This is a genomic window from Nocardia sp. NPDC057272 (genome assembly GCF_042668615.1).
In the GTDB taxonomy this organism is placed as follows: Bacteria; Actinomycetota; Actinomycetes; order Mycobacteriales; family Mycobacteriaceae; genus Nocardia.
On the sequence record NZ_JBHUYK010000021.1, the window covers coordinates 24,508 to 43,773 of the forward strand.

Genomic DNA, 19,266 nt, shown 5'->3' on the forward strand with positions numbered 1-19,266 from the left:
TCGAATTGAGAGCTCGGGTGGATCAGCGGGCAGTGCTGTCCAGACTCCAGCGCAGTCGGTCCGCGCCTGCGCGCAGCACCACCTTCGGCGGGAGCGGGAGTTCGTGGAACGGGGACTCGTTGGAGTCCATCTGATACCCGGCGGTGTTCGGGTAGACGAGCAGGTCGCCGGTTCGTGCGCGACGGGGCAGCGGGATGCGCCGTCTGCTCAGCAGGTCGGACTCCAGACAGGTGGTGGCGCCGACGCAGGTGGGGGTGAGGTGGCCGGTGCTTTCGGGCCACAGCACGGGATCGGGCAGGTATTCACTGTCGAACCACTGTTCGGACAGGCTGAGACTGGTGCCGTCGACAGTGAGGATGTCGTACGGGTTTCCCTGTGCGGTTCGGGTTTTCACGCCCTGGACCCGGAAGACGGAACTTCCCGCTTGGTCGAGCAGGGCACGGCCGGGCTCGATCGCGAGTCGTATTCCGTTGTCGCGCAACAGCCCGGCGAGGTCGTTGTGGGAGAGCACGGCATCGAGCATCGCCGCGCCGGGGGCCGGGAAGTGATAGGGGTAGTAGTCGCCGGGCGGATTCGTGTGGAACCACTTGTCGCTGAGGGTGTTCTGGAACTCGGTCCATGTCGAGGCATCGAGGTAGTCGACCCCGAACCCGCCACCGATCGAGATCGTGTCCGCGCGATGGCCGTTGGCTCGTGCGCGCCTGCAGTGCCCGACCAGCGCGACCGCCTGTTCGGAGCGGGCGACAGCGTCGTAGCCGGACAGGTGGAAACTGAAGCCCGACAGCGTGATCGGCGCGCCGATGGCCTGGATCGCTTGTTCGAGCTCCATCGGGTCGAGCCCGAACCGGCTGGTCGAGCCTTCCGGCAGTACCCGGAGCAGCACCCGCACCGGTAGTTCGAGCGCGGCGAGCCGGTCGAGTTCGTCGAGCGCGTCGATCGCGATCAACGACCCGTGCCGAGCCGCCAGCCACAGCAGCTCGTCGGACTTCGCGGGCCCGGTGACCATCAGGTCCTCGCCGCGCACCCCCTGCCCCAACGCCGCGACGAGTTCGCCGGTGCCGGCGACGTCGATCCCCGCCCCGCTCTCCGCGCACGCACGAGCCACGCACGCCGCCTTGTTCGCCTTCTTCCCGAAGTAGACGAACCCGTCGACGCCCGCCTCGGTGAAGGCCGACTGAAACGCCCTGATATTCACCGCGACCCGCTCGGGGAACAGCACATGAAACGGTCCACCGACCGCGTCGGCGATATCGCGGAGCAGGCAGGGATCGGCGAGTAGCCGCTGTTGCGTCACGTCGGTGTGAGCGGGCATCGGTGGTGCGCAGTGCGTCGGCCGGTCGGTGGTTGCCGATAGTGCCGGGTCGACGACGCGGTCCTCGATGTGCGGCGGGCTCGGCGGCACCCGCGCGTCGGATCGCGGCGCGGCCGGTGGGGTGCTGTCCCCGGTGACCCCGGGCTGTGCACCCGTCAGTCCCATAACGGCACCTCCGTGCCACGTCCTTCGGCGATCGCCCTGGCGGCCAGGGCGTGCGCGACCGCGATATCGGTGAGCACCAGTCCGCTGTTGTAGACGAAGATCTTCTCGTCCTCGGTCCGGCGGGCCACCGCGCTGCGGGTGAGCACCTGCGGCAGTTCGGCATCCACCGAACGCAGCGTTCCGTCGGGTCCGGCCATGTCGGTGCCCGTCAGTGCCATCTGCGCCGCGCTGGTGGCGACGACCCGATCGGCCTCGACCAGCGTCGACGGTGCCAGACCGTAGCCCACCAGCACCGCCACCGAACCCGGTGCCAGATGCGAGGATTCCAGGGCGACCTCGGTGCCGGGGCCGGCCGTGGCCAGCACCACATCGGCGGACGCCGCCGCCGCGTACGGGTCGTCGACCACATCGAGCAGCGCGTGCGGCGCCGCGTCGGCCAGGTGCGAGTGCACGGCGGCCAATCCCTCGGGATGGGTGCCGTACACCATCAGCTTGCGTAACTGCGGGTTCGCGGCGAGTAGGTGCGGCAACGCATTACGTCCCTGGGTACCGGTGCCGATGAGCAGCACGCTCTCCGCCCCGCGCCGCACCGTCTCGCGCACCAGCAGTGCCGACACGGCGGGCGTACGCAACGCGCCGACCCGCGCGCAGTCCATCATCGCGATGGGGGCGCCGGTGGTGTCGTCGTAGAGCGTGATGGTCGTGTAGTACCGCTTGGTGCTGCGGTCGTGACCGGGATCGAATTTGTAGGAGGTCTTCATCGCCACCACGCGCCGGCGCCCGTCGCGGCCCAGCATGGCGTAGGACACCGACGAGCCGCCGGGGTCGGCGACGCTCAGCTTGCGTGGATTGTCGGATTCGCCCGCCGCGAAGGCGAGATAGGCCTCCTCGACAGCGCGCACCACTTCGGCGGGGCTGATCGGCACGTCGGCCAGGTCGCTGCGGGAGAGGACGCGCAGCCCGATCCCGCGGTCACGGTTGTTCAACGGATCCTCGTTCATCTGCAATGCCCCGCTCTGCTGTCCGATCAGCGGTCGCCCGGAACGGCGCGACCACTCGTTGGCCATACCCATTCTCGGACGACTCCTGCGCGCGCCGACGGCGTTCGGGCAGCCGGATATTGATGCGTTTGAGCCAGCGGTCGGTGCCGTCGTAGCGCGCGCGGAACGGAACGCGCCCGTGCACGGCCACATCGTTGTCCACCAGCAGGAGCTCGCCGGGGGCCAGCGCGGGGGCGTGACTGACCCTGGCGAGTTCGGCGGTGAGCCTGGCGTAGGCGGCGCGGAAGACCGCGTCCGCATCGTCGATCGGGGTGTAGGCGGGATCGTAACGTGCTGTGACAGCGTCATTTTCGTCGAGCCACAGTGTGGGTAACGGTGCGAGCTGATCGAAACCGGTGCCGTAGGAGACATCGGGCAGGATCGGCAGCGTGGGGGTGGTGAGGGTCCGCAGGTCCTCGTCGGACAGACGCACTTCGCGCACCGAGGAGACCGTGGTGGCGACCCGGTCGGGGTTGCGCAGGCAGGCCAGCATGAGCAGGTTCGCGCGCTGATGGTGGAAGGCATCCTCGGTGTGCGGGCTGAGCAGGGTGGAACTACTCGCGCCCGACTGTTCGTCCTCGTGGCCCGCGGCGGGCACGATGTTGTTGACCAGCCTGCCGTTCTGCTGGCCCTGCCAGCCGAACGGCTCACCGGCACAACGCCCGAGCAGCAACATCACGATGTCGAGTTCGAGCGAGCCGGGATGCGCGTGCTCGGCCGCGGCCTGCCAGTGCGCCGGGGTGGGACCGAAATCGGCATCGTCGACGGGCAACCCGCGCACCACGGTCGCGCCCGCGGCGGTGGCGGGCGGTCGAACGGCGTGGCGCAGACTGTCGGGCAGGTCGCCGACGCGCTCGGTGATCCGGGCGATCAACGCGGGATCGTGCAGGGTCGTGGTGTGTGGTGCGTCACTTAATCGGTGGCGGATATCTGTCGCGAGCGATCGGAGCGCCGTCGCGGCGTCGGGATCGAGCTCGCGGTATTCGATGTCGTGCTGGTGAATCGTCATACGTTCGGAGAGAACGCTTTTCACCGGTTTCCCTTCTTCGCATCGGTCGAAAGCGGGTGATCTTCAGGCTCGATGTGCGAAGGTAGTGCCTGGCGTGTGATTAGGCAAGACTTACCTAATGCGTCGGCGAGGGAAATAGCCGATCCATATAACGTAGCTTCCTGCCCGGGTTGCCGAAGTGAGCGCTGACCGGGGTGTCGCGGGTCGCTGCGGTTCGGTGACGGTCGAAGTGAAGCTCCCCACTCGGGACCTCTTTTAGGCTAGCCTCGCCTAGTTTGCGGCGTCGGGAAAGGGGTTTCGGCGCACGCGGTTCGAGGAGGCAACACGATGGGTTTCACTCGCAGGCAGCTCTTCCAATCCGGCGTCGGCGTCACCGCACTGCTACTGGCGGCGGCGTGCGGCACCGATGATCGGTCCACCACCGCGCAGCGCGGCGGCACCTTGCGCGTCGGCGCGCTCGGCACCGCCGCTCGCAGCGAACGCGACCCGCACGCCAACCTCAGCAACGACAGCGACTTCCTCATCGTCTCGCTCGTCTACGACGCACTCACTGTTCCCGGCGCGGATCCGACCGTCGCCCCGCGCCTCGCCTCGCGCTGGGAGCCCAGCGCGGACAACCGCAGCTGGACCTTCACCATCGCCGACGGCGCGACCTTCCACAACGGTGCGCCGGTGACCGCCGACGACGTGGTGTGGTCGATGCGGCGCCTGCGCTCGGTCGGTGGCGCGTCGAAGATGCCGGTGGCCGAGAACGACATCGTCGCCGACGGTCCGAACCGCGTCGTGTTCACCATGCCCGCACCCAATACCCAACTGCCGCTGCTGCTTCGGCTGATGACCTTCACCGTGCCGAAGGGCACCACCGACTTCACCGCCGCGGTCGGCACCGGCCCGTTCCGGCTCGAGTCCTACCAGGGCGGCAATGCCCGGCTGGTGCGCAACGAGCGTTGGCACGGCACCCCGCCACTGCTCGACGCCATCGAGGTGACGATGTTCGACAGCGTCACCGCCCTGGGCAACGCGGCACTGGGCGGGCAGATCGACCTCGCCTCCAACGTGGGCGCCATCGCAGGCCGCACCGCGGCGGGACGCGGCGACCTGCAGGTGATCCGGCGCGCCGACGACACCATGCTCGGCGTGGCGATGCGTGCCGCCGACGGCCCGTTCGCCGATGCCAGGGTGCGCACGGCGTTGCGCCTCGGTGTCGACCGGACCGCGCTGGTCAACCAGGTGCACTCCGGTTACGGCACCGTCGCCGCCGACGTTCTCGGCACCGCCGACCCGCTCTACGACACCACGCTGCGCCGCGACCGCGACGTCGAACGCGCGAAAACCCTGCTGCGCGAGGCCGGGTTCGACACTGGCCGCAGCTACCCGTTCGTGACGAAGGCCGAAGTGCCGGGCGAGGTCGAGTCGGCGAAGGTGATCGCCACCCAGCTCGCCGAGATCGGCGTCCGGCTCGACGTGCAGGTGGTCGAATCGGCCGCGTTCTACGACCAGACCTGGCTCAACGCACCGCTGTACACGGTGTCGTGGGGGACCAACGACTCGGTGCTGTTCCTGGCCGACAAGCTGATGGTCTCGGGCACCAACCGCAACGAAACCGCTTTCCGCGACCCGGAATTCGACGCGGCCGACGCCAAAGCCCTTGCCGCGTCCGGAGAGGACTACACGCGTGCGGTGCGCGAATTGCAGCGCATCGAGTTCGAGCGTGGCGGTTATCTGGTGTGGGGCATGGCCGACGGTATCGACATCGCCGCGTCGACGGTGCGTGATCTGCCGACGCTCGGCGGTTTCGCGCGCGTCCAGCTGGAACGTGCCTGGCTGGCGTGAGTGTCATGAAAACCTTTGCCCTGCCGATGATGCGGCGGATCGCGCTCCTGGTGACCTTGCTGGCCATCGTGTTCGTCGCGGTGGATCTGCTGCCGGGCAACGCGGCACGTTCGGCGCTCGGCAGGGACGCGGATCCGGCCGCGCTGGCGGCGAAGGAGCACGAGCTCGGCCTGGATCGCGCGCTGCCGGTGCAGTTCCTGGACTGGATCTCCGGGGTGCTCACCGGAAACTTCGGGCAGACCGCCCGCGGGAATTCGATCGGTGCGCTGCTGGCCGACAAGTTCCCGCAGACTCTGCTGCTCGGTGGGATCGCGTTGCTCCTGACCATCGCCGTGTCGCTGGGACTCGGCTGCTGGTGGGCGATGCGTCCGGCCGCGCTCGGAGCACGAATTCTGCAGCCCGTCAGCACTGTTGCCGTGGCGGTACCAGAGTTCGTCGGTGGCACGATGCTGATCTTGGTGTTCTCCCTGGCCACCGGATGGCTTCCGGCCGTGACCATTACCGGCCGTTCCGGTTTTCCCGTCGGCCCCGAGATGCTGGTGCTTCCGGTGCTGGCGTTGGCGATTCCGCAGATCGGCTGGAACGCCCGAGTGGTGCGCTCGGCGCTGCTCGATGTCGCGGTGGCTCCACATGTGGAAAGTGCTGTGCTGGAAGGATTACCGGCGCGCACGATTCTGCTCCGGCACATGCTGCCGTTCGCGGCGCCGACCATCGTCGCCGGATACGCCACCTCTGTCGGGATGCTGTTCGGCGGCGCGCTGGTGGTCGAGACGCTCTTCAACTATCCCGGTGTCGGCGCCGTTCTCGCCGGGTCCGTCGCCGACCGTGACTCGACCATGGTCGCCGCGGTGGTCGCCCTGACGGCGATCGTCATCATGGTGCTGCTCGCGATGGCCGACATCGTCCGGACGTGGGCGTCGAGGAGTGCGCGATGAGCAAGCCCGGCTTCGGAGGTCGCACTGTGGTGTCCAGGTGGGGCGCGTACTCGGTGGCGGCCGGGGTGGGGCTGGTTGTGCTGCTCGCGGTGGCCGGGCCGCTCTTCGCGCCCTACCCGGGGGACAAAGCCGTCGGGATGCCGTTCGCGCAGCCGGGTGGGGGAGCGTTGCTCGGGACGGATCGGCTCGGCCGGGACGTGCTCAGCCATCTGCTCACCGGCGGCACGCAGTTGCTGGCCGTCTCCGCGGTGATCGCGGTGGCGGTGACCGTGCTGTCGGCCTTCCTCGGCGCGATCGCCGCTGTGCGCCCGCGTGCGGGCAAGGTCATCGAACTCTGCGGCGACCTCGTGATCCTGCTGCCCGCGGTCCTGGGCATCCTGCTGGTACTCACCGCATGGCCGCAGGGTGGCGTCACCGCGCTGATCGTGGTGTCGCTCATCTTCGGAGTTCCCTACTGCGCCAGGATCTTCGCGGCCTCCGCCTCGACCGTCGCCGCCTCCGGCTACGTCGAAGCCGCCGTCGCCAGCGGAGAATCCCTGTCCCACCTGGTCTTCCGCGAAATCCTGCCCAATCTCCGCGCCGTCTTCACCACCCAGCTCGGCCTCCGCTTCGTCGTCGCCGTGTATCTCGTGAGCACCATCGCCTTCCTCGGCGTCTCCGCGCTCGACCCCGACAACTGGGCGATCATGGTCCGGGACAATGCCTCCGGGCTGCTCTTGAATCCCTGGGCGGTGCTGGCACCGAGCGCTGCCATCGCCACCGTGGCGGTCGGTGTGAATCTGGTGGTGACCAGTGGGCCCAGGACCCGTCAGACCCCGGCAACCGCATCGGAGGCGGTCGACGCGGGCGGGGTTGCGCCGGCGGGAGCTGGATGTGGAATCTCGGTGGTGGATTCGGGGGAGGCGGTGGCGGTGGACGGGTTCAGCGTTGTCGCTGACAGCGGGGCGGTGCTGCTGGCGCCGTTGTCGTTTCGGCTGAAGTCGGGGACGGTCACCGCGCTCACCGGTGCATCGGGTGCGGGAAAGTCGACGGCGATGCGTGCGCTGCTCGGACAACTGCCCGCAGGCGCTCGCGGGCAGGGCACCGTGCTCGTCGCGGGGCGAGATGTGTTCGCGCTCGACGCGGGCGCGCTGCGCGCATTCCGTCGTGAACAGATCGCCTACGTCGGCCAGGATCCCGGCTCCGAACTCAACCCGCTGCTTCGCGTCCGGGCAGTCCTGGCCGAGGCGGCGCCCGGCACCTCCGACGCCGAACGCCTCGCCGTCCTCGCGCGAGTGGGCCTCGAGCCCACCCATCTCCGCCGTCGCTGCGCCCGCCTCTCGGGCGGGCAGCAACGCCGTGTCGCCCTGGCCCGAGCCATTCTCCGGCGACCCCGAATCCTCGTTCTCGACGAACCACTCGCAGGTCTGCACAGCACTCTCCGCACCGAAATAGCCCAGCTGATCTCGACTCTCGCCACCGAGAACCGCACGGCCGTCCTTCTCTCCGGCCACGACACCGACGCGATCAACGCCGTCGCCGACACGGTGATCGAGCTGCACCCACCCGGTGATCGTTCGGTGAATGTCGCTGCTGTGGTGGCTGATTCGGTGCGAGCCGAACACCTGTCCAACGGGCACTCGGCGGCGACCGGACGTCGACCTGTCGACCCACCCGGCGAGGTCCAGGGGAGCGCGACAGCATCTCGCACCGACGGCCAGGCGGTCGCGGGCGAGGAGATCGCCCTGCACGCCGAGGCGATCAACGCTGACGCGGGCGGCCACCGGGTGCTCGAGAACATCGGTTTCAGCCTGCCCACAGGCGCGGCCCTCGCTGTCGTGGGGCCGTCCGGGGCGGGTAAGACCACGCTCGCGCGGGTGATCGCGGGTTTGCACACCGACGCCGTCGGGTCGCTGGATGTCGGTGGTGTGCGCGTTCCGGTGGGGAGCAGGCGGCGGATCGGGGTCGGTGCCAACGGGATCCAACTCGTCACCCAGAACCCGCGCGCGGCATTGAACCCGCGACGCACCGTCGAGCAGACCCTGGCACGCCCTTTGCGTCGCATCGCACGGGTCCCCAGACCTGAGATCCGCACCCGCGTCACCGCCCTGCTCGCCGCTGTCGACCTCCCCGCCGACCTCGCCGCCCGCCGCCCCCATCAGCTCTCCGGCGGCCAACGTCAACGAGTGGCCCTGGCCCGGGCCCTCGCCGCCGACCCAGCCGTCCTGATCTGCGACGAGATCACCACCGCCCTCGACACCGACACCGCCGCGGCGATCATGTCCCTGCTCGACCGCCTCCGCGCCGACCGAGCCACCGCGATCATCCTGATCAGCCATGACATGACTCTGGTCCGCGGCCACTGCACCGACCTTCTCGTCCTCGACCACGGCCGAATAGTCGAATCAGGCACCCCGGCAACCGTTCTCGCCGCACCCTCGCACCAGGCCACCGCCGACCTGCTCGGCTGACGCCCCGTGCGGGCCGCGGAATCGCCGGCCTGCCGCGGCTTTCTCTGAGAACTCCCTGTGAGATGTGCGTAAACAGTGCTGGATCTGGATGATTGAAAAGATGTCAGTGCAGAAGGTCGGCGTGGCCGCCGCAGTCGCGATCAGCGCCCTGTTAGCGGGGTGCAGTTCGCTCGCGTCGATCCCCGATGACATGCCGCCGGGGCCGGGCGTCGCGCTGCCGCTGATCGATGTCGACGCACCCGGCCGCGCGGCCGAACAGTTGCGCGGCTGGGCCGACGAGCAGTCCGACGCGATCGGCATCCAACCGGTCGCGCTGGAGGCCTACGGCTACGCCGCCGCCGTGCTGGCGAAGTCGAAGCCCGAATGCGGGATCGCCTGGACCACCATCGCCGGCATCGCCAGCGTGGAGAGCGGACACGGAACCCACCGTGGTGCCGGCGTCGACGCCGACGGGACAGTGCGCCCGGCGATCATCGGCGTCGCCCTCGACGGCACCAAGGGCAATGCCGACATCCGCGACACCGACGGCGGCAGCCTCGACGGCGACACCACCTACGACCGCGCTGTCGGCCCGTTGCAGTTCATCCCCGAAACCTGGAAGCGGTGGGGTGTCGACGCCAACGGCGACGGCGTGGCCGACCCGCAGAACATCGATGACGCCGCCCTCACCGCCGCCCGCTACCTCTGCACCCGCGGCGGCGATCTGACCTCGGCCGACGGCTGGCAGCGCGCCCTGTTCGCCTACAACCAGTCGAACAAGTACATGCATGTGGTGCGCGATCGCGCCGCCATATACAGCATCGGCCGCCGCGTGTAGTTGCCCACGGCCCGGAGTGCCGGTTACTCCCCACTCCGCCGAGACGATAGGCTCGGCACCGCACGGCCCTTCCCGTGATACCTACCGTGCCTTCCGTCGTAAGGAGCAGTTTTCGTGGCCATTATCGAACAGGTCGGAGCTCGCGAGATTCTGGATTCGCGCGGCAATCCCACCGTCGAGGTCGAGATCGCCCTCGACGACGGCACCCTGACCAGGGCAGACGTACCTTCCGGTGCGTCCACCGGCGAGCACGAGGCCGTCGAGCTGCGTGACGGCGGCGACCGCTACGGCGGCAAGGGTGTGACCAAGGCCGTCGAGGGTGTTCTCGACGAGATCGCGCCCGCCATCATCGGCCTCGACGCCGTGGAGCAGCGCACCGTCGACCAGGTCCTGCTGGATCTGGACGGCACCCCCGACAAGTCCCGCCTCGGCGCGAACGCCCTGCTCGGTGTGTCGCTGGCCGTGGCCCGCGGTGCCGCCGAGTCCTCGGGTCTCGAGCTCTTCCGCTACCTGGGCGGCCCGAACGCCCACGTGCTGCCGGTCCCGATGATGAACATCCTCAACGGTGGCGCGCACGCCGACACCGGCGTGGACGTGCAGGAATTCATGGTCGCCCCGATCGGCGCGCCCACCTTCCGCGAGGCGCTGCGCTGGGGCACCGAGGTGTACCACTCGCTCAAGGCCGTGCTGAAGGAGAAGGGCCTGTCCACCGGTCTCGGTGACGAGGGCGGCTTCGCCCCCGACGTCGCGGGCACCGTGGAGGCGCTCGACCTGATCAGCATCGCCATCGAGCGCGCCGGCTACAAGCTCGGCACCGATGTGGCGCTGGCGCTCGACGTGGCCGCCACCGAGTTCCACACCGAGGGCGAGGGTTACAAGTTCGAGGGCAAGGTCCGCACCGCCGCCGAGATGGGCGATTTCTACGCTGACCTGCTCACCAAGTACCCGCTGGTTTCCATCGAGGACCCGCTGTCGGAAGACGACTGGGACGGCTGGGTCGCACTGACCGACGCCATCGGCGACAAGGTGCAGCTGGTCGGCGACGACCTGTTCGTCACCAACCCCGAGCGCCTCGAAGAGGGCATCGCCAAGGGCGCGGCCAACGCGCTGCTGGTGAAGGTCAACCAGATCGGCACGCTGACCGAGACCCTCGACGCTGTCGAGCTGGCGCACCGCAACGGTTACAAGACCATGATGTCGCACCGTTCGGGCGAGACCGAGGACACCACCATCGCCGACCTCGCGGTCGCGGTGGGCTCGGGCCAGATCAAGACCGGTGCCCCCGCGCGTTCCGAGCGGGTCGCCAAGTACAACCAGCTGCTGCGCATCGAGGACGCCCTCGGTGATTCGGCACGCTACGCGGGTGACGTGGCCTTCCCGCGTTTCACCGGCGAATTCTGAAAGCAGTACAGGGGCGGTAGCGAATGACCGAGCGACGTGCGCGTGGAACCAGTCCTGGTGGACGAGGCGACAGGCGCACGTCGCGGGCCGCGCGCTCCCGCCCCCGTCTCGACACGCCGAGCCGCCCCACCGCGGCCAAACGTCCCACCCGCCGCCGCCCAGAGGCGGCCACCTCGCGCAAGCCCAGCGGCAAGCTCGAGCGCAGCGAACACACCATCCTCGGTCTCTCGACCGGGAAAGCGGTGATCCTGGCGGCGGTGCTGTGCGGCCTCGCGCTGACCTTGGCCGTGCCGACGCGCACCTACTTCAGTCAGCGCGCCGAGGCCGTGGCACTGGCCAAACAGCGGACCGAACTCGAAGCCGACCTGGCCGGCTTGCGCGATCGTCGTGCGCAACAACAGGATCCGGCCTACATCCGCTCTGAGGCGCGTGATCGCCTGCGCTTGGTGATGCCCGGCGAAACCCCCTACATCGTGCAGATTCCCGGCATCGAAGCACCAGCGCCGCCGCCGATGAGCACCCGCACCGCGGCGCCCGACCCCTGGTACACCGACCTGTGGCGCAGCATCTCCGAACCAGCCCCGGAAGGACCACGGTGACGACACCGAACGCCGACGACCTCGAGATCATCGCGAAGCAGTTGGGCCGCGAGCCTCGCGGTGTGCTCGAAGTCGCCTACCGCACCCCCGACGGCCTGCCCGCCGTGGTGAAGACCGCGCCCCGCCTGCCCGACGGCACCCCGTTCCCCACGCTCTACTACCTGACCGATCCCCGGCTGACCGCCGAGGCGAGCAGGCAGGAGTCGGCCGGCGTGATGCGCGAGATGACCGAACGCCTCGCCACCGACCCCGAACTGGCCGCCGCCTACCGTCGCGCGCACGAGAGCTACCTGGCCGAACGTAACGAGATCGAGTCCCTCGGCACCGATTTCACCGGTGGTGGCATGCCCGACCGGGTGAAGTGCCTGCACGTGCTGATCGCGCACTCCCTCGCCAAGGGGCCCGGTCTGAACCCCTTCGGTGACGAGGCCGTCGCGCTGGCCGCCGCCGCGGGCTTCCGTGGGACCGCGATCCCCGCCGACTGGCCCGCCGCACCTGACGAACAGGCATAATCGCGGGCAGTGCCCGTACGTGGGTCGAGACCTCTGGAGGACACCATGAGTGAGCGCATCGCCGCAGTCGACTGCGGCACCAACTCGATCCGCCTGCTGATCGCCGAGGTCGGGGCCGACGGCGGCCTCACCGACGTGCATCGGGAGATGCGCATCGTGCGGCTCGGTCAGGGTGTGGACGCCACCGGACGCCTCGCGCCCGAAGCCATCGAACGCACCCGCCTCGCCCTGGCCGATTACGTGGATGTGATGGTGGCGCAGGGTGTTTCGCGCGTCCGCATGGTCGCCACCTCCGCCACCCGCGATGCCGCCAACCGCGACGACTTCTTCTCGATGACCCGCACCGAACTCGGTCGCGTCGTGCCGGACGCGGTCGCCGAGGTGATCACCGGAGACGAGGAAGCGCGGCTGTCCTTCGCCGGTGCCGTCGGTGAATTGTCCGCTGACGCGGGACCTTTCGTCGTGGTCGACCTCGGCGGCGGCTCGACCGAACTGGTCGTCGGCGACGAGAACGGTGTCCAGGCCGCCTATTCCGCGGATATCGGCTGCGTCCGCATCACCGAGCGCTGCCTGGCGGGCAACCCGCCGACCGCCGACCAGGTCGCTGCCGCACGAGAATTCGCCCAGCAGAAGCTCGACGAGGCCTTCGCGAAGGTCCCCGTCGACAAGGTGCACACCTGGGTCGGGGTAGCGGGCACGATGACCACGATCACCGCCGTCGCCCTCGATCTGCCCGAATACGACTCCGCGCGGGTGCATCTCACCCGCCTGAGCCTCGCCGAGGTGCACCAGGTCTGCGACCGCCTGATCGGCATGAACCACGACGAACGCGCCGCCCTCGGCCCGATGCATCCCGGCCGCGTCGATGTGATCGGCGGCGGCGCGGTGATCACCGAAGTGCTGGCCGACGAATTGTCGAGTCGCGCGGGAGTTTCCGAACTGGTCGTCAGCGAACACGACATCCTCGACGGTATCGCCATGTCGATCCTCGACGCACCCGCCTGACTCCCCGACGAGCGGGAATCGGCACCGGTTCGGCCCGGCGGGTGAGCGCGAATCGGGTCAGGTGTCCGAGGCTGCGAGCGTCTCGGCTTCGGCCCGGAGTTCGGCCGCCTCGGCGGTCCGCTCCAATGCCGTCAATCCGGCGATCTGGGTGGTCAGCGCGGTAACGAGCGACGTCTTCAAGCCCTGCCCGAGCAACTGAACCGCGACCGCCCGCTGTTTCGTCGCGGTTGTCGCCCGGGGCCGGGTGGCTTTCGCGACCAGCGCCGGAAACCGCTTGTCGAAGCGGCGCACGAGCTGACGACGCAGGTCGATCTCTTCGGCCCGTAGCTCGACGGCTTCGCGCTTACGGCGGAGTTCGTCGAGGTAGAACGCCTCCTCGTAGAGCGACTGCGCCAAGTCGAGCATCTTCGCGTGCCTCAGCGGGCCGCTGACCATCTCGCGGCGTGCCGCCGACGATTCCGCCGCGTGCATCAAGGCCAGGTCGGTGTGGGCGCTGATCCAGTATCGGCGCGCCATCCTGGCGTGGTATTCACCGAGCTTGCCGTTGATCCCGTGCGCCCCGATCGCGAAGGGCGGTGGCCGGAGCCCGAGTGTGGGCCCCGAGGCATACATCGACGACCGATCGATACGCTGCGTCTGCTCCGGATGCGCCGATGCGAGCTCCTGTTCGACGTGCCGCAGCGCGGTGCCGTGGGCGAGCAGCCAGCCGTCGGCCACTTCGGAGGCGACCGCGAGATAGGTCACCGCGCCGAGGAACAGCGCCCCGGCCGCGGCGACCGGCCAGGTCCACCCCGAGGGCGACAACTTCCACACCGATATCGCCACCGCGTCCGCCACGGCGACCGACACGAAGAACCATCCGGCGAAGCGGGTTCCGCGAGCGGACAGGGTGGCCAGTGCCATCCACACGATGCCCCGGCCGACACCCGTGAACCCGATGCCGGGTATCACCAGGACTATCAGCCAGGCTTCCTCGCCGGTCCACAACCACAGTGGCCCCGCGATCGACCAGGCGAGTAGTGCCCAGATGAACGCGGCTCCCCAGCTACCGAAATCCTCCCCATCCATGCCGCGATGTTCGCAGGTGCCGCCGACAGAAAGCTTGACGGATTCTTGGAATCTCCCGGCTCAGCTCCCGGTGCGCTCGCGATGCTTGCATCCGGGCCAGCAGCACGGCCGCCGCTGACCTTCCTCGAGTTCCTCCTGGGTGCGCCGAATCCGCCGTGCGCGGGTCGCGTCCTGCTTGGCGTCCTCGACCCAGCAGATGAACTCGTTGCGGGCCAGCGGCGTGATGTCCTGCCAGGCACCCAGCGCCACCGAGTTGCCGAGCAGCGCCGCACGCAGATCGGCCGGCAACTCGTGCACAACGCCCCCGGATACTTGTCGACTGCTCATCGGTCCACGGTAGCGCGCAAGCGTTCGACCTGCGGGTATCGCGTACTTCATCAGCGATGCTAGACAAAATGGCCCATATGTCTCACTATAGAGTCATGAGTACAACGACGTCTCATTCGGTGCGGTTCGAACTTCGCTCCGGAGACACTTGGCGCGATCCCTGGTCCATGTATTCCGCACTGCGCGAACATGATCCGGTCCATCGGGTGATCCCCGACGGTCTGGAATCCAATGACTTCTACGTGCTGTCGCGGCACCCCGACGTGTGGGCGGCCGCCCGCGACCCCGAGACCTTCTCCTCGGCATCGGGCCTGACCGTCGACTACATCGACCTGGCGGCCGCCGGGTTCGGTGGCGTCAAGCCCTTCGTCTTCATGGACCCGCCTGAGCACACCGACTTCCGTCGCAGGGTGGCGCCGGGATTTACCCCACGCCAGGTGAATTCGGTCGAGCCCGCCGTGCGCCGATTCGTCGTCGAGCGCATCGAGCGACTGCGCGCGGAGGGCGGCGGCGATATCGTCGAGAAGCTGTTCAAACCGCTGCCCACCATGGTGGTCGCGCATTACCTCGGCGTGCCGGAACACGATCACGGCAAGTTCGACGAGTGGACCGAGAACATCGTCGGCGGTGCGGTCGCCGGTGCCGGACTGGCCGCGGGCGACCAGCACGCCTTCACCGCGGTCGGTGAACTGGTCGGCTACTTCACCGAACTGATCGCCCGCCGCCGCGTGGAACCCGGCGACGACACCATTTCGCACCTGCTGGCCTCCGGCCTCGGCGCCGACGGCGACAACGACGGCCTGATCGCGATTCTCGGCTTCGCGTTCACGATGATCACCGGCGGCAACGACACCACCACCGGCAATCTGGGTGGCGCGGTCCAGCTCCTCACCGCGAATCCCGACCAGCGCAGGCTGCTCGCCGACGACCCGTCCCTGATTCCGGATTCCATCGAGGAGTTCCTCCGGATGACCTCCCCGGTGCAGGGTCTGGCCCGCACCACCACCCGCGATGTCGAACTGCACGACACCGCCATCCCGGCCGGTCGTCGCGTGCTGCTGCTCTACGGCTCCGCCAACCGCGACGAGCGCGAGTTCGGCCCCACCGCAGCCGAACTCGACGTTCGCCGCAATCCCAAGCGCATTCTCACCTTCAGTCACGGCCACCACCACTGCCTCGGCGCGGCCGCCGCCCGCATGCAGGCGCGCGTGGCGCTCGAGGAACTCCTCTCGCGGTGCCCGAATTTCACCGTCGACCTCGATGCGGTGCAATGGTCGCAGGGCAATTACGTGCGCTGGCCCGTCTCGGTGCCGTTCCGTGCGCAGGATTCGGCATGAACCGGCCGGAGGCAGTGGGAGGGGAAACAGTATGAGCGGTGACTGGCTGGCCCCCGATCGGGCGGACCTGGCTGCCGAACGCATCATCGACGCGGCCGCCGAACTGTTCGCCGAACACGGGGTGGCCGCGGTCGGCATGGCCGAGATCGCCAAGGCCGCCGGATGCTCCCGCGCCACCCTGTATCGCTACTTCGACAATCGGCACGCGGTGCGGCTCGCCTTCGTGCACCGCGAGACCCGCCGCATCGTCGCCCAGCTCGACGAGCGGTTCCGCGACATCACCGACCCGGGAGAACGCATCGTCGCCGCGATGCTCGGCGCGGTTGAGGAAGTTCGCGCCAACCCCCTGCTCATCGCCTGGTTCCGCCCCGCCGACTCGGGCACGGCGGGGCGGATCAGCCAGGACTCCGACGTCATCGAGTCCCTGGCCGCGACCATCTTCGCCCCCACGGACCTGACCGACCCGGAGCGAAGCCGCCTGGCCCGCTGGCTCACCCGCGTCATCGTCTCCCTAATGTCGGCTCCCGGTCGCGACGCTGCCGACGAACGCGCCATGCTCGAGGAGTTCGTCGCCCCGGTCGTCACCCGCACCTTCGCCTCACCGAATTAGAACGTGTTCTATATTCGAGGGAAAGTTCCGGCGATCCCTCGGGAGTCCAGATATGTACCAGTGGTCAGACGAAGACCTGATGTTCCGCGACGCTGTGCGCGGCTTCATCGCCAAGGAGGTCACCCCGCACGTCGACCAGCTGGAGAGTGGTGCGCTGCCGCCGTTCGACATCATCCGCAAGCTGTACGCCACCTTCGGGCTCGACGAGATGGCGCGCGACGGCCTCGAGAAGGCGCTCGCCCGCGAAGAGGCGGGTACCACCGGCTCGGGCAAACCGGGCGGCGGTTTCAGCGGCGCGGGCAGCATGGGTGTGGTCCTCAACAGTGAGCTCGCCGGCGTGAGCCTGGGTCTGGTGGCCTCCATGGGTGTGAGCCTCGGTCTCGCCGTGGGCACCATCCGCAGCCGCGGCACCCTCGCACAGAAGAAGCGCTGGCTGCCCGAGCTGGTCACCATGGCGAAGGTCGGCGCCTGGGCCATCACCGAACCCGATTCGGGCTCGGACGCGTTCGGCGGCATGAAGTCCTACGTCCGCCGCGACGGCGAGGACTACATCCTCAACGGCCGCAAGACGTTCATCACCAACGGTCCGCACGCCGACGTCACCATCGTCTACGCCAAGCTGGACGAAGAGGACGGCACCGACCGCCGCGACCGCAAGGTGCTGACATTCGTGCTGGACAAGGGCATGCCCGGCTTCGTGCAGAGTCCCGCGTTCAAGAAGATGGGCATGAACTCCTCGCCCACCGGCGAACTGTTCTTCGAGAACGTCCGCATCACCCCCGACCGGCTGCTCGGCGAAACCGAGAACCCGGCCAAGGGCGACGGAAAAGACAGTGCCAAGGAATCTTTCGCGGCCGAACGCATCGGCATCGCCTCCCTCGCGCTGGGCATCATCAACGAATGTCACCGCCTGTGCGTGGATTACGCCAAGTCCCGCACGCTGTGGGGCAAGGAGATCGCGCAGTTCCAGCTCATCCAGCTGAAACTGGCCGAGATGGAGATCGCGCGAATCAATGTGCAGAACATGGTGTTCAACGCCATCGAGCGCACCGCCGCGGGCGACAAGGTGACCCTCGCCGAGGCCTCGGCGATGAAGCTCTACTCCTCCCGCGCCGCCACCGAGGTCGCGATGGAGGCCGTGCAGCTGTTCGGCGGCAACGGGTACATGGCCGAATACAAGGTCGAACAGCTGGCCCGTGACGCCAAGTCGCTGATGATCTACGCGGGCAGCAACGAAATCCAGGTCACCCACATCGCCAAGGGCCTGATCAGCGGGTAAACGCCCGAATCGCGCAGACCCGCACATCTGATCTCACCTTGAACACGGCTGAACCGTACGAGCGAGGCTGTGTGTCGTGCTCGTACGGTTCAGCGGTCGCCGACGAAAGAGATCAGGCGGTGGGGGTGAGGAGTTGGTTGAAGAACGAGCGGTAGCTGCGCAGCGCGCGCCGCAACGACTCGGTGTCCGGGCTCTCCGACCACCGGTCCGCGATGATCCCCTTGCGCGCGGCGTAGGTGCTGGTGAGCTCGTGGATCAGTTCGGTGACCAGCTCGTCGGCCTTGAAGACGGCATCATGGGGATCGTCGACGAAGGTGCCCTGCAGATCGCGCCAGCGTCCGCGCAGCTGTTCCAGAGACTTCTCGTCGAACAGCGGGACGACGTCATCCTCCGCGTCGGTGGCCGGGCTCTGCTGCTGGACGACCGGCTCGGGCTCGGTGCCACCCGCGGCGACGATGTCGGACTCGTCGGCGGAGTCGTTGCGCCGGTGACCCGTGCGCGTCTCGTCCGCGGTATCCGCGCCTCTGCCCGCGATGAAGGTCGTATCGGAACTGCCGTCCACGGTGGAGGAGGTCTTGGGATCGCGTCGGGAATCGGGTTCGATGACCTCGGCGTCGATCACGTGGTGCTCGCCGCGCTTCTCGGCCGCGACGCGGTCGTGCTCGACGAGGTTGTCGCGCTCGATATCGTCGGTGCGCGAATCGGTTTCGGCTCGGTCGTATTCGGTGCTCATGACACGGTGTCCTTCTTGTGCGTGGTGTGGCCGTTCGTCAGATCGAGGAACAGGGCGCGATAGTGCACGAGGGCGGTCCGAAGGTCCTCGGTGCTCGCCTTGCCCTTCGCGTGCTCGACCGCGATGCCGTGAGCGTCGCGATAGTGCCCGAGCGTCGAGGCGTGCTCGACGGAGAGGTCGGCGACCTGCTGGTCGAAACCTTCTGTGGGGTAGCCACGTTCGGCCATGACAGTCGTCACGAGCCGGTCGGCCTCGCCGACGGCGTCGGCGGGCTCGTCGACGAAGCGCTCCTGCACCCTCGCCCAGTCCTTGGTGAACTCCTCCTTGCGTTCGGGCGTCAGTTCACGCAGGTCGAGCGAGTTGTGTCTGCGCTCTCGCTCCGCCAGTTCGCGTTCGGCGGCGCGGCGATCCTCGGTCTGCTCGACGGCCCGGTCGTACTCGGGCCCGAAACGGTCGCGTAGACGCTTCCGGCGTAGGTATGGCGGCACCAGAAGAGCCGCACCTACGAGTGCGACCACGATGACGATGGCAACTACCAGAATTCCGGAAGACACGGGTTTCTCCTTCTACGAGCCTCTTGCCCCGGTAGTGCCTCGAAAATCACTTTTCAAACAGTGGGCCCGCTCGGTCTCCGGGCCCGGCCCGCCGGTACCGGCGCCGAACGCGCCCGCGTTCGCCCTGTGCCAGTGAATGTTTAGTGTAGTTTTGAGATGGTCCAAATCTGTTGCCGCCATTGCGGTCTGGCATTTCGCGTGAAATACCGCGTACACGCGCCTGGCACTATCACGACGGCAAGGTTCTCGCGGCGATCACCGCGAGCCAGGTGACCCGCTA

General features: G+C 68.3%; 18 protein-coding genes. 11 read left to right on the forward strand and 7 right to left on the reverse strand.

Annotated elements, in window-relative coordinates; genetic code table 11:
- Positions 1-22 precede the first annotated feature (22 nt).
- From ACFULV_RS24835 to ACFULV_RS24845, 3 genes are read right to left on the reverse strand one after another with little or no spacing between them, the layout of a single operon-like run.
- Entirely contained in the window at positions 23-1,477 is a 1,455-nt protein-coding gene (locus ACFULV_RS24835) for a Y4yA family PLP-dependent enzyme (protein ID WP_378660619.1), read from the reverse strand.
- Entirely contained in the window at positions 1,468-2,478 is a 1,011-nt protein-coding gene (locus tag ACFULV_RS24840) for an ornithine cyclodeaminase family protein (RefSeq protein WP_378636093.1), read from the reverse strand. The genes ACFULV_RS24835 and ACFULV_RS24840 overlap by 10 nt, the downstream gene beginning before the upstream one ends.
- The gene (locus tag ACFULV_RS24845; RefSeq protein ID WP_378660621.1) at positions 2,450-3,526 is read right to left on the reverse strand and encodes a TauD/TfdA family dioxygenase; all 1,077 of its coding nucleotides are present in this window, start codon (positions 3,524-3,526) and stop codon (positions 2,450-2,452) included. Before ACFULV_RS24845 ends, ACFULV_RS24840 begins: the two co-directional genes overlap by 29 nt.
- A 327-nt stretch (positions 3,527-3,853) precedes the next feature.
- Here ACFULV_RS24845 and ACFULV_RS24850 point away from each other — a divergent pair, with 327 nt between their 5' ends.
- The 8 genes from ACFULV_RS24850 (at position 3,854) to ACFULV_RS24885 (ending at position 13,078) form a co-directional block, all read left to right on the forward strand.
- The gene (locus tag ACFULV_RS24850) at positions 3,854-5,359 is read left to right on the forward strand and encodes an ABC transporter substrate-binding protein (protein ID WP_378660624.1); all 1,506 of its coding nucleotides are present in this window, start codon (positions 3,854-3,856) and stop codon (positions 5,357-5,359) included.
- Between the two features lie 5 nt (positions 5,360-5,364).
- Positions 5,365-6,294, forward strand: coding sequence for an ABC transporter permease (locus ACFULV_RS24855; protein ID WP_378660626.1), 930 nt, complete (start codon positions 5,365-5,367; stop codon positions 6,292-6,294).
- Positions 6,291-8,744 carry an ATP-binding cassette domain-containing protein gene (locus tag ACFULV_RS24860; RefSeq protein WP_378660629.1) on the forward strand — a complete coding sequence of 818 codons (2,454 nt, stop codon included), beginning with the start codon at positions 6,291-6,293 and terminating at the stop codon, positions 8,742-8,744. Before ACFULV_RS24855 ends, ACFULV_RS24860 begins: the two co-directional genes overlap by 4 nt.
- Positions 8,745-8,844: 100 nt before the next feature.
- Complete coding sequence (locus ACFULV_RS24865) at positions 8,845-9,561, forward strand: lytic transglycosylase domain-containing protein (RefSeq protein ID WP_378636105.1); 717 nt, start codon at positions 8,845-8,847, stop codon at positions 9,559-9,561.
- 114 nt (positions 9,562-9,675) lie between these two features.
- On the forward strand, positions 9,676-10,962 hold the full coding sequence (gene eno, locus ACFULV_RS24870; protein WP_067451558.1) for a phosphopyruvate hydratase: 1,287 nt from the start codon (positions 9,676-9,678) through the stop codon (positions 10,960-10,962).
- A 23-nt stretch (positions 10,963-10,985) separates the two neighbouring features.
- Positions 10,986-11,561, forward strand: a complete 576-nt coding sequence (locus tag ACFULV_RS24875; protein ID WP_378660631.1) for a septum formation initiator family protein — start codon at positions 10,986-10,988, stop codon at positions 11,559-11,561.
- Positions 11,558-12,073, forward strand: a complete 516-nt coding sequence (locus tag ACFULV_RS24880) for a DUF501 domain-containing protein (protein ID WP_378636110.1) — start codon at positions 11,558-11,560, stop codon at positions 12,071-12,073. The genes ACFULV_RS24875 and ACFULV_RS24880 overlap by 4 nt, the downstream gene beginning before the upstream one ends.
- 45 nt (positions 12,074-12,118) lie before the next feature.
- The gene (locus tag ACFULV_RS24885; protein ID WP_378636113.1) at positions 12,119-13,078 is read left to right on the forward strand and encodes an exopolyphosphatase; all 960 of its coding nucleotides are present in this window, start codon (positions 12,119-12,121) and stop codon (positions 13,076-13,078) included.
- Positions 13,079-13,135: 57 nt separating this feature from the next.
- Here the strand turns inward: ACFULV_RS24885 and ACFULV_RS24890 are convergent, their stop codons facing one another.
- Together ACFULV_RS24890 and ACFULV_RS24895 are read right to left on the reverse strand one after the other, a co-directional pair.
- On the reverse strand, positions 13,136-14,146 hold the full coding sequence (locus ACFULV_RS24890; RefSeq protein ID WP_378660632.1) for a hypothetical protein: 1,011 nt from the start codon (positions 14,144-14,146) through the stop codon (positions 13,136-13,138).
- A 60-nt stretch (positions 14,147-14,206) separates the two neighbouring features.
- Entirely contained in the window at positions 14,207-14,473 is a 267-nt protein-coding gene (locus ACFULV_RS24895; RefSeq protein WP_378660634.1) for a YdeI/OmpD-associated family protein, read from the reverse strand.
- Positions 14,474-14,568: 95 nt separating this feature from the next.
- Here ACFULV_RS24895 and ACFULV_RS24900 point away from each other — a divergent pair, with 95 nt between their 5' ends.
- From ACFULV_RS24900 to ACFULV_RS24910, 3 genes are read left to right on the forward strand one after another with little or no spacing between them, the layout of a single operon-like run.
- Positions 14,569-15,810, forward strand: a complete 1,242-nt coding sequence (locus ACFULV_RS24900) for a cytochrome P450 (RefSeq protein ID WP_378660637.1) — start codon at positions 14,569-14,571, stop codon at positions 15,808-15,810.
- A 31-nt stretch (positions 15,811-15,841) separates the two neighbouring features.
- The gene (locus ACFULV_RS24905; protein WP_378660639.1) at positions 15,842-16,420 is read left to right on the forward strand and encodes a TetR/AcrR family transcriptional regulator; all 579 of its coding nucleotides are present in this window, start codon (positions 15,842-15,844) and stop codon (positions 16,418-16,420) included.
- A gap of 52 nt (positions 16,421-16,472) precedes the next feature.
- Positions 16,473-17,699: an acyl-CoA dehydrogenase family protein gene (locus ACFULV_RS24910; RefSeq protein WP_378636123.1), complete on the forward strand. Its 1,227-nt coding sequence runs from the start codon at positions 16,473-16,475 to the stop codon at positions 17,697-17,699.
- Positions 17,700-17,811: 112 nt separating this feature from the next.
- Here the strand turns inward: ACFULV_RS24910 and ACFULV_RS24915 are convergent, their stop codons facing one another.
- Both ACFULV_RS24915 and ACFULV_RS24920 read right to left on the reverse strand, forming a co-directional pair.
- Complete coding sequence (locus tag ACFULV_RS24915) at positions 17,812-18,432, reverse strand: hypothetical protein (protein WP_378660641.1); 621 nt, start codon at positions 18,430-18,432, stop codon at positions 17,812-17,814.
- Positions 18,429-18,986, reverse strand: coding sequence for a hypothetical protein (locus ACFULV_RS24920; protein ID WP_378660644.1), 558 nt, complete (start codon positions 18,984-18,986; stop codon positions 18,429-18,431). Before ACFULV_RS24920 ends, ACFULV_RS24915 begins: the two co-directional genes overlap by 4 nt.
- Positions 18,987-19,266 lie beyond the last annotated feature (280 nt).

Excerpts from the sequence above, each read along its gene's own strand:
- ACFULV_RS24855 (WP_378660626.1), top strand. The coding sequence starts at position 5,365 with ATGAAAACCTTTGCCCTGCCGATGATGCGGCGGATCGCGCTCCTGGTG.
- ACFULV_RS24875 (WP_378660631.1), top strand. The coding sequence starts at position 10,986 with ATGACCGAGCGACGTGCGCGTGGAACCAGTCCTGGTGGACGAGGCGAC.
- ACFULV_RS24885 (WP_378636113.1), top strand. The coding sequence starts at position 12,119 with ATGAGTGAGCGCATCGCCGCAGTCGACTGCGGCACCAACTCGATCCGC.
- ACFULV_RS24890 (WP_378660632.1), bottom strand. The coding sequence starts at position 14,146 with ATGGATGGGGAGGATTTCGGTAGCTGGGGAGCCGCGTTCATCTGGGCA.
- ACFULV_RS24915 (WP_378660641.1), bottom strand. The coding sequence starts at position 18,432 with ATGAGCACCGAATACGACCGAGCCGAAACCGATTCGCGCACCGACGAT.
- ACFULV_RS24845 (WP_378660621.1), bottom strand. The coding sequence starts at position 3,526 with ATGACGATTCACCAGCACGACATCGAATACCGCGAGCTCGATCCCGAC.
- ACFULV_RS24865 (WP_378636105.1), top strand. The coding sequence starts at position 8,845 with ATGTCAGTGCAGAAGGTCGGCGTGGCCGCCGCAGTCGCGATCAGCGCC.
- ACFULV_RS24905 (WP_378660639.1), top strand. The coding sequence starts at position 15,842 with ATGAGCGGTGACTGGCTGGCCCCCGATCGGGCGGACCTGGCTGCCGAA.
- ACFULV_RS24895 (WP_378660634.1), bottom strand. The coding sequence starts at position 14,473 with ATGAGCAGTCGACAAGTATCCGGGGGCGTTGTGCACGAGTTGCCGGCC.
- ACFULV_RS24835 (WP_378660619.1), bottom strand. The coding sequence starts at position 1,477 with ATGGGACTGACGGGTGCACAGCCCGGGGTCACCGGGGACAGCACCCCA.
- ACFULV_RS24840 (WP_378636093.1), bottom strand. The coding sequence starts at position 2,478 with ATGAACGAGGATCCGTTGAACAACCGTGACCGCGGGATCGGGCTGCGC.
- ACFULV_RS24900 (WP_378660637.1), top strand. The coding sequence starts at position 14,569 with ATGAGTACAACGACGTCTCATTCGGTGCGGTTCGAACTTCGCTCCGGA.
- ACFULV_RS24910 (WP_378636123.1), top strand. The coding sequence starts at position 16,473 with ATGTACCAGTGGTCAGACGAAGACCTGATGTTCCGCGACGCTGTGCGC.
- ACFULV_RS24850 (WP_378660624.1), top strand. The coding sequence starts at position 3,854 with ATGGGTTTCACTCGCAGGCAGCTCTTCCAATCCGGCGTCGGCGTCACC.
- ACFULV_RS24860 (WP_378660629.1), top strand. The coding sequence starts at position 6,291 with ATGAGCAAGCCCGGCTTCGGAGGTCGCACTGTGGTGTCCAGGTGGGGC.